The sequence below is a fragment of the Tardiphaga sp. genome, assembly GCF_028290495.1.
Classification (GTDB): Bacteria; Pseudomonadota; Alphaproteobacteria; order Rhizobiales; family Xanthobacteraceae; genus Tardiphaga.
On the sequence record NZ_JAQGJT010000167.1, the window covers coordinates 22,996 to 31,827 of the forward strand.

Annotated in this window: 10 protein-coding genes; 7 read left to right on the forward strand and 3 right to left on the reverse strand. The window is 63.9% G+C overall.

The genetic code is table 11. The features are described from left to right. The first annotated feature begins 3 nt into the window (after nucleotides 1-3). Together JWQ24_RS25170 and JWQ24_RS25175 are read left to right on the forward strand one after the other, a co-directional pair. The gene (locus JWQ24_RS25170) at nucleotides 4-708 is read left to right on the forward strand and encodes an isochorismatase family cysteine hydrolase (protein ID WP_299814173.1); all 705 of its coding nucleotides are present in this window, start codon (nucleotides 4-6) and stop codon (nucleotides 706-708) included. Next, the gene (locus JWQ24_RS25175) at nucleotides 705-2,237 is read left to right on the forward strand and encodes an ABC transporter ATP-binding protein (protein ID WP_299814143.1); all 1,533 of its coding nucleotides are present in this window, start codon (nucleotides 705-707) and stop codon (nucleotides 2,235-2,237) included. The genes JWQ24_RS25170 and JWQ24_RS25175 overlap by 4 nt, the downstream gene beginning before the upstream one ends. 134 nt (nucleotides 2,238-2,371) lie before the next feature. On the opposite strand, the gene JWQ24_RS25180 is transcribed toward JWQ24_RS25175, so the two are convergent. Further along, nucleotides 2,372-2,578 (reverse strand): hypothetical protein, encoded by a 207-nt coding sequence (locus tag JWQ24_RS25180; protein WP_299814146.1) that lies wholly within the window; start codon nucleotides 2,576-2,578, stop codon nucleotides 2,372-2,374. Nucleotides 2,579-2,642: 64 nt separating this feature from the next. Then, complete coding sequence (locus JWQ24_RS25185; RefSeq protein ID WP_299814149.1) at nucleotides 2,643-3,548, reverse strand: LysR family transcriptional regulator; 906 nt, start codon at nucleotides 3,546-3,548, stop codon at nucleotides 2,643-2,645. 82 nt (nucleotides 3,549-3,630) lie between these two features. On the opposite strand from JWQ24_RS25185, the gene JWQ24_RS25190 reads away from it, so the two are divergent. Continuing rightward, complete coding sequence (locus tag JWQ24_RS25190) at nucleotides 3,631-4,794, forward strand: mandelate racemase/muconate lactonizing enzyme family protein (RefSeq protein WP_299814152.1); 1,164 nt, start codon at nucleotides 3,631-3,633, stop codon at nucleotides 4,792-4,794. A 45-nt stretch (nucleotides 4,795-4,839) separates the two neighbouring features. On the opposite strand, the gene JWQ24_RS25195 is transcribed toward JWQ24_RS25190, so the two are convergent. Then, a complete protein-coding gene (locus JWQ24_RS25195) occupies nucleotides 4,840-5,586 on the reverse strand; it encodes an NYN domain-containing protein (RefSeq protein ID WP_299814155.1) in 747 nt (248 codons plus the stop codon). 91 nt (nucleotides 5,587-5,677) lie between these two features. Here JWQ24_RS25195 and JWQ24_RS25200 point away from each other — a divergent pair, with 91 nt between their 5' ends. The 4 genes from JWQ24_RS25200 to lptB form a co-directional block, all read left to right on the forward strand. Continuing rightward, nucleotides 5,678-6,292 carry a ribonuclease D gene (locus tag JWQ24_RS25200; protein WP_299814158.1) on the forward strand — a complete coding sequence of 205 codons (615 nt, stop codon included), beginning with the start codon at nucleotides 5,678-5,680 and terminating at the stop codon, nucleotides 6,290-6,292. Nucleotides 6,293-6,437: 145 nt separating this feature from the next. Next, nucleotides 6,438-7,187, forward strand: coding sequence for an LPS export ABC transporter periplasmic protein LptC (lptC, locus tag JWQ24_RS25205; RefSeq protein ID WP_299814161.1), 750 nt, complete (start codon nucleotides 6,438-6,440; stop codon nucleotides 7,185-7,187). A gap of 5 nt (nucleotides 7,188-7,192) precedes the next feature. Next, a complete protein-coding gene (locus JWQ24_RS25210; RefSeq protein WP_299814164.1) occupies nucleotides 7,193-7,864 on the forward strand; it encodes an LptA/OstA family protein in 672 nt (223 codons plus the stop codon). A 200-nt stretch (nucleotides 7,865-8,064) separates the two neighbouring features. Then, a partial coding sequence (gene lptB / locus JWQ24_RS25215) for an LPS export ABC transporter ATP-binding protein (RefSeq protein ID WP_299814167.1) occupies nucleotides 8,065-8,832 on the forward strand: 768 nt, incomplete at its 3' end.

The following is an 8,832-nucleotide window of genomic DNA, read 5'->3' on the forward strand; positions in this document are numbered from 1 at the left end:
AACATGGCTGTACAGGCGAAGCCATCCACCGGGCGCACGATCAAATCGGAGCCCTATTCATGGCCGTGGAACGGCGATCTGCGCCCGGAGAACACGGCGCTTGTCATCATCGACATGCAGACCGATTTCTGCGGCGTCGGCGGCTATGTCGACAAGATGGGCTACGACCTCTCACTGACCCGCGCGCCGATCGAGCCGATCAAGAAGCTGCTCGCAGTGATGCGCGCGCAGGGCTTTCATATCATCCACACCCGCGAGGGCCATCGGCCAGATCTTACCGATCTGCCCGCCAACAAGCGCTGGCGCTCGCGGCAGATCGGCGCGGGGATCGGCGACGATGGCCCCTGCGGCCGCGTTCTGGTCCGGGGCGAAAAGGGCTGGGAGATCATCGACGAACTGGCGCCGCTGCCGGGTGAGCCGATCATCGACAAGCCCGGCAAGGGCTCGTTCTGCGCCACCGATCTCGAATTGATGCTGCGGCTGCGCGGCATTGACAACCTCGTGCTCACCGGCATCACCACCGACGTCTGCGTTCACACCACGATGCGCGAGGCCAACGACCGCGGCTTCGAATGCGTACTGATCGAGGACTGCTGCGCGGCGACCGACAAGAGCAATCACGAGCACGCGCTGAAGATGGTCAAGATGCAGGGCGGCGTGTTCGGCGCGGTCGCGTCGTCTGACGCATTGATCGGCGCGCTGTCATGATCATCGGCGCCCCCTTTGTCCCTGAAGGCCCGCTCGGCGTCGATGCGATGGCGATGACGATGCGGTTCGGTGACTTTCTCGCGCTCGATAATGTCGAGTTGAGAGTGCGGCCCGGCTCGTTCCATGCGTTACTCGGCGAGAACGGCGCCGGCAAATCGACGCTGGTGAAGTGCATCATGGGTTACTACCATCAGACCGAGGGGCAGGTGCTGGTCGGCGGTCGCGAGGCCGCGCTGGGCAATCCGAAGGACGCCCACGCCCTCGGGCTCGGCATGGTCTATCAGCACTTCACGCTGGTGCCGGCGATGACGGTCGCCGAGAACCTGGTGATGGCGCGCGACGACGTGCCGGCGGTGATCGACTGGAAGAAGGAAAAGCAGGAGCTTGAGGCGTTTCTCGCAACGATGCCGTTCAAGGTGCCGCTGAATGCCCGCGTCGCGGACATCTCGGCCGGAGAGCGGCAGAAATGCGAAATCCTCAAGCAGCTCTATCTGAAGCGACGATTCCTGATCCTTGATGAGCCGACCTCGGTGCTGACGCCGTTGGAGGCCGATGAGGTGCTGGGCATGCTGCGCAAGATGGTGATCGAGGACGGCCTCACCATCCTGATGATCACTCACAAATTTCGCGAGGTCAGGGCGTTCGCCGACGAGGTCACCATCCTGCGTCGCGGCAAGCTCGCCGGTGCCGGAAAGGTCGTCGATCTCAGCTCCGAGGCGATGGCGCGGATGATGATCGGCGCCGAGGAACTGACGGTGCAGCCGGCGCGCTCAGGCGAAGCAGGCCCGACACGACTCGAACTCGACAAGCTCAACACGCTGGATGATGCCGGCGCGGTCGCCGTGCATGATGTGTCCCTGAGCGTGTGCGCCGGCGAGATCGTCGGCATTGCCGGCGTCTCCGGCAACGGTCAGCGCCAGCTGGTTGAAATGCTGGCCGGCCAGCGCGAGGCGGCATCAGGCGAAATGCGTGTCGCCGGCGATCCCTACCACGCCACGCGCGAGGAAATGCGCCGCCACAAGATGTCGCTGCTCCCCGAGGAACCGTTGAAGAACGCCTGCGTCGGCACGATGAGCGTCGCCGACAATATCGCCTTTCGCGAATTCGACCGCGCGCCGTTCGCCTCCGGCGGCTGGTGGCTGAACCGCGCGGCGTTCCGCAAGGATGCGGAGAAAAAGATCGGGCTCTACAAGATCAAGACCCGCACGCCGGATACGCCGATCGCGTCGCTGTCCGGCGGCAACGTGCAGCGCGCGGTGCTGGCGCGCGAACTCGGCGGCGACGTCGAGGTCTTGATCGCCGCCAATCCGTGCTTCGGGCTTGATTTCGCAGCCGTCGCGCAGATTCACGCCGAGATCATGGCGGCGCGCAACCGTGGCGCAGCGGTGCTCTTGGTCAGCGAGGATCTCGACGAACTGCTCGAACTGTCCGATCGCCTCGTCGTCATGTTTCACGGACAATTCGTCTACGAGGCGAAGGGCAGCGAAGCAGATCTCACCGAAATCGGTCGCCACATGGCCGGGCATTGAGAATTCCCGTCATTGCGAGGAGCTCTTGCGACGAAGCAATCCAGTTCTTTTCGCGCGTGCGGCCTTCTGGATTGCCGCGTCGCTTTGCTAAGGGGAAAGCCAATTGGCTTTCCCTGAACTCGCAATGACGGCGGCTAACGCCGTCGCCGCGCCTGCCGCGAGGTCGGATGCAGCGGGTCCTCGGTCTGCTTCACTTTCACGTATTCACATTTCGGGCAGTTGAACGTCAGCTTTTCTGTGCCGTTGGTCTGCGGCTCGCGGCGGGTCAGCACCATCCGCCCGCGGCACATCGCGCAGCGCGGCGGCTTGATCTCGGCGGGAGAGGGGGCGGGCGCGGACATGGATCTCCATCGGCGGCTGTACGAAGTCTTCCGGGCTTAGCGCCGAGGCGCGCTGCAACTCAAGTCAAACTTTCAGCCGCGCCCACAACGCCTCGGCGGCGCGACCCTGATGGGCATGCGGGCGAAACAGCCGGATCTCGACCGCGATCCGCCATGCCTTGCCACCGGCTGCGACCAGGCGGCCGTGCTCGATGTCGTCCTGCGCCAGCGACTGCGGCAGCCAGGCTATGCCGCGGCGCGCCAGCGCCAGAGAATGCAGCGTGGCCGCGAGTTGCGAGGTGAATACTTTGTCGAGCGGCCGTCGCTTCGGCGGCTTGTGTGCGGTGACGATGCGGCCGAGGCCGGACTCGGCGCTATAGGCGAGATAGGGAATGGGCACCTTGGTGGCCTCGTCCAGCGACCACAGCGCCGCGCCGGTTGCATCGGGCGCAGCCAAAGGGATCAGCACGTCATGGCCGATCACCGCGCTGTCGAAGGCGTCGGAATCGAGCCGGTTCGGGCTGTCGCGATGCGTGTGGCACAGCAGGAACTGCGCGCGGCCTCGCAGCATGATCTGCTCGCAGGCCGCCATGCTGTCGGAGATCAGGTTGAGCGTGCCGAGCGGCGAGGCGCGCTCGTGGTCGCGGATCCATTTCGGGAAGAATGTGAACGACAGAGCGTGCGTGGCGGTGAACGAAAGCGCCGCCGTCTCGCGCCCGGCGACTTCCAGCGCCTCCGTCCGCAATTGCCGGACCTCGCGCGCCATCGCGTCGGCGCGCGAGCGTAGATGCAGCCCCGCCGCCGTCAGCGTCACGCCATGCGTGCTGCGCGTGAAAAGTGGCGTGCCGATCCACGCCTCCAGCGCCTGGATGCGTCGGCTGAAGGCCGGCTGCGTGACATGGCGCGCCTCCGCGGCGCGGGAGAAATTCAGCCGCTCCGCCAGTTCGATGAAGTCGTCCAGCCACGCCAGTTCCATGCTTATGCCGTTCATGCATGACAAGATAAGATCATGGCATTGGCGTCAGCGACCGTCCAGCCGTAGGACAGCAGCAACCTTTCAGGGAGCAAACGCCATGCGCATCGTCGATGTCCGCGAAGTCACCCAGCCGATCGCTTCGCCGATCCGCAATGCCTATATCGACTTCTCGAAGATGACGACCAGCCTTGTGGCTGTTGTCACCGACGTCGTCCGGGATGGTCGCCGCGTCGTCGGCTACGGTTTCAACTCCAACGGCCGTTATGGTCAGGGAGGCTTGATTCGCGAACGCTTTCAGAACCGCATCCTCGAAGCCGAGCCGAAGTCGCTGTTGAACGACAATGGCGACAATCTGGATCCTCGCAAAATCTGGGCGGCGATGATGTCGAACGAGAAGCCGGGCGGCCACGGCGAGCGCTCGGTTGCGGTAGGCACGCTGGACATGGCGATCTGGGACGCCACCGCGAAGATCGCCGGCAAGCCGCTGTTTCGCATGCTCGCCGAGAGCAAGGGCCGCGAGGCCGATCCGCGCGTGTTCGTCTACGCCGCCGGTGGCTATTACTATCCCGGCAAGGACGACAGCGCGTTGCAGGCGGAGATGCGTAGCTACCTCAACCGCGGCTACAACGTCGTCAAGATGAAGATTGGCGGCGCTCCGATCGATGAGGACCGCCGCCGCATCGAAGCGGTGCTGAAGGAGATCGGCTCGGAGGCAAAGCTCGCCGTCGACGCCAACGGTCGGCTCGATCTGGAAACCGCGATCGCCTATGCCAAGATGCTGCGCGACTATCCGCTGTTCTGGTACGAGGAAGTCGGCGATCCCCTCGATTATGCGTTGCAGGCATCGCTGAGCGAATTCTACCCCGGCCCGATGGCCACCGGCGAAAACCTGTTCTCGCATCAGGACGCCCGCAACCTGCTGCGCTACGGCGGCATGCGGCCGGATCGCGACTGGCTGCAGTTCGATTGCGCGCTGTCCTATGGCCTGGTCGAATATCTGCGCACGCTCGACGTGCTTGAGCAGTTCGGCTGGTCGCCGTCGCGCTGCATCCCGCATGGCGGCCACCAGATGTCGCTGAACATCGCTGCCGGCCTCGGTCTCGGCGGCAATGAGAGTTATCCTGATCTGTTCCAGCCCTATGGCGGCTTTCCCGACAGCGTCAGGGTGATCGACGGCCACATCACGATGCCCGAACTGCCGGGCATCGGCTTCGAGGGCAAGTCGGATCTGATCAAGGTGATGCGTGAACTGGCGGAGTAGGGCTGCGGTCTGCGCTTGCAGACGCCGGTCCTGGTGCAATCCGTATTACCGCTTTGTGGCGGATATTGTCTTTGGCTTTAGGCGAATCCGCATCTGGCCGCCATCGGCGTTCTCGACGTCAAAGATGTTCGTCTTGCGCACCAGGTCGCTCAATTTCTTGAAGCCGTAGGTGCGCACGTCGAAATCTGAAACCAGATTGGTCAATTGTTTGCCAACCGTTGAGAGGCTCACCCAGCCTTCCTCGCTGTCGAGTTGAGACACCGCCTTTTTAAGGATCGGGACGGCCGAACTCGGCTGCTGCAGCGACTTCGGCTTGGAATCTTCCGAGCTGGTCGGCGCTGTCTCCGGGAGCAGATTCTCCGTGTAGATGAATCTCCGGCAAGCCTGCCGAAAGCTCTCCGGCGTCTTCTGGGTGCCGAAGCCGTAGACGTCGGCGCCTTGCTCGCGCAATCGCGACGCCAGCCGGGTGAAGTCGCTGTCGGAGGACACCAGGCAGAAGCCGTCGAAACGCCCGCTGTGCAGCAGGTCCATGGCGTCGATGACGAGGGCAATGTCGGAGGCGTTCTTGCCCTTGGTGTAGGCGAACTGCTGGTAGGGATCGATGGCGTGTTTCTGCAGGATCTCGGCCCAGGATTTCAGCTGCGGCCCGGAGAAGTCGCCATAGATGCGCCGCACGCTGGCCTCGCCGAGCTTGGCGATTTCCTCGAAAAGCCCGGCTGCAATCTGCGGCGAGGTATTGTCGGCGTCGATCAGGACCGCAAACCGCGGCAACCGCTGCTGTTCGATCGGCATCGGGCGTCCCTTTCCTCTCGTCACCCCTAAAAATGGACGCTAACGTCCCGGCAGTCCACGAATCGTTTGCTAACCAGGGTTTTTCAAGTTCATGACCATCCGCCTGCACCGCGGCGATCTGCCGGATTTGAGCCGCTATACCGATTCGGTGGCGATCGACACCGAGACGATGGGGCTCAATCCGCACCGCGACAGGCTCTGCGTGGTGCAGCTTTCGCCCGGCGACGGCAGTGCCGACGTGGTGCAGATCCCGGTCGGGCACACCGACGCGCCGAACCTGAAGAAGCTGCTGGGCGATCCCAAGGTGACGAAAATCTTCCATTTCGCCCGCTTCGACCTTGCCGCGCTCTATAACGGCCTCGGCGTGATGCCGGAGCCGGTCTATTGCACCAAGATCGCCTCGCGCCTGTGCCGCACCTATACCGATCGCCACGGCCTCAAGGATCTCGTTCGCGAGGTGCTGGGCGTCGATCTGTCGAAGCAGCAGCAGTCCAGCGACTGGGGTTCGGCGAAGCTCAGCGATGCGCAACTGGCCTATGCGGCTTCCGACGTGCTGCATCTGCATGCCCTGCGCGACCGCCTCAACGTCATGCTGGCGCGTGAGGGCCGCTCCGAGCTGGCGCAGGCCTGTTTCGACTTCCTGCCGACCCGGGCCAAACTCGACCTGTCCGGCTGGTCCGAACAGGACATCTTCGCCCATTCCTGAGCGAAATCGGCAAAAACGGCGTCTGGACGCAGGCTGCGATAGCCTGTCGCCCTGTTTAGGTCATACTGCTCGTTCTGGTATTGGCTGCAAATTGGCGCATTTACGCGTAGAATGATGCTTGCCAGCCCGGCGCGTTGGAGCAGTGGTGAATTCGGTTCAGATCCCGACCTATCAAGCCGGAATGGATGCACGGTTCCGAGCCGCGGCGCGCCATTCCAGGTTGGTGCGTCTGCTGCGCATCGCCGTGCCGGCGGCCGTCGTGCTGTCGATGGCGATGATCGTCGGGGTTTCGATCTTCAACCCGTTCCGGATGATCATGTCGAAGCTGCCGATCGACATGAGCAATCTGGTCGTGTCCGGCACCAAGATCACCATGGAAACGCCGCATCTGTCCGGCTTCTCGCCGGACGGTCGGCCCTATGAGCTGTGGGCCAGGACCGCGACGCAGGACCTTACCGATCCCGACAATGTCGAACTGACCGTGTTGCGCGCCAAGGTGCTGATGGAAGACCGGTCGACGATGACGATGGATGCCCGCACCGGGCTGTTCAATTCCAAGACGCAATTGCTGAAGCTCTATAAAGACATTTTCATGCAGACCTCGACCGGCTACGAAGCCCGCCTGACCCAGGCGGTTATCGATATCGGCCAAGGGACGGTGACGTCGGAAGAGCCTGTCGACGTTAAACTGTTGAACGGCACGTTGATAGGCCAGCGGTTACGGATTACCGAACACGGCGAACTGGTGCGCTTCGAAGGCGGCGTTGTGATGAACCTGATCATGGATCAGCCGCCGGCTGAAGCGGTGGAGCCCGCGCCCGAGCCTGAACCTGTCGCCCCACCGGTCCCCGCCAAGCCGCGGGCCTCCACTGCCAAGCGCGCCAACGCGAAATGAAAATGATGATGTTTTCCCCTCGTTCCCGCCATCTTGCGCGCCGTGTTGCGGCGTCCGCCGTGGCCGTGTTGCTGGCGGCCGGCGCTGGCCGGGCCTTGGCGCAAAGCGCGGTGCAGGGCGTTCCCAACGCGATGCAGGGCTTTTCGCAAAACCGCGACCAGCCGATCCAGATCGAGGCGGCATCGCTCGAAATGCGCGACAAGAAGAAGGAAGCCACCTTCACCGGCGACGTGAAGGTGGTGCAGGGCGACACCACGATGAAGTCGAAGACCCTGGTGGTGTTCTATGACGGCGGTGGTTCGGCGGCACCCGCGGCCGGCGCGGCGCCCAAGGGTAACCCGAAAGCGCCGATCAAGGCCGCGCAGCCGGGCCCGGGCGGCAGTTCGTCGATCCGGCGACTGGAAGCGCGCGGCAGTGTCGTCGTCACCCAGAAGGACCAGGTCGTGACCGGCGAGACGGCGGTGTTCGACACTAAGACCAACCTCGTCACCATGCTCGGCGGCGTCGTATTGACCCAGGGCAAGAATGTGCTTCGCGGCGACCGCCTTGTCGTGGACATGACGACGGGTACGTCGCGTGTCGAATCCGACAGCGGCCGCGTCCAAGGCCTGTTCCAGTCGTCGGGGCAGGGATCTCCGGCTATCATTCCGGTACCGGGCGGTGGAAAGCCCAAGTGATGACGTCGATTTGGGTGTCTGCGCCGCGGTCCGGTTGAACTGCACTGCACAACCCTTTATCGCCATTGTTGTACGGCACGTAGGCCGATGCTCGGCGATCGGCCGGGCAGGGATTGTTGACACCTTCATGCTATTGATCCGGCAAATCCAGCAAGCCGCGGGTTCTGCGCGGGGTTCATCACAGGCTGAGCGAAACGCACATGGTTGATGTCCTCAGCATGTTCCGCCGTCGCGCCCCCAAGCGCGGCTCGAAAGGCTTTGCGCGGACGGAGCCCGACATCACGGCGATGTCGAGCGACATCGGTGATCTGCTGGCCCCGGTTCACGAGGCCCCGGAATTGCCGCGAGCGCCCGTCCCCGCCGCGGCCCCCCGGACTGGAACACCCGCGCAGGCGCCACGTCGCGCCGAAAAGCCGTCGCGTCGGGGGGCTAAGGCCGCCGCACCGCAGATGGCGACCCAGGCCGGCTATCTCGCCGTGCACGCCGTGGAAAAGAGCTTCGGCTCCCGCCAGGTCGTGCGCGGCGTCAGCATCTATGTGCGGCGCGGCGAGGCGGTCGGCCTGCTCGGCCCAAACGGCGCCGGCAAAACCACCGTGTTCTATATGATCACTGGCCTCATCAAGGCCGATCGCGGCGGCATCGAGCTCGACGGCCACGACGTCACCAAGCTGCCGATGTATCAGCGGGCGCGGCTCGGCATTGGCTATCTGCCGCAGGAAGCCTCGATTTTTCGCGGGCTTACGGTCGAACAGAACATTCGGGCGGTGCTCGAAGTCGTCGAGCCGAGCAAGAAAAAGCGCGAGATGGAGCTCGACAAGCTGCTCGAGGAATTCAACATCACGCGGCTGCGCAAGACGCCGTCGATCGCGCTGTCCGGTGGTGAGCGGCGCCGCACCGAGATCGCGCGCGCGCTCGCGACGCGTCCGGCCTACATGCTGCTCGACGAGCCCTTCGCCGGCATCGATCCG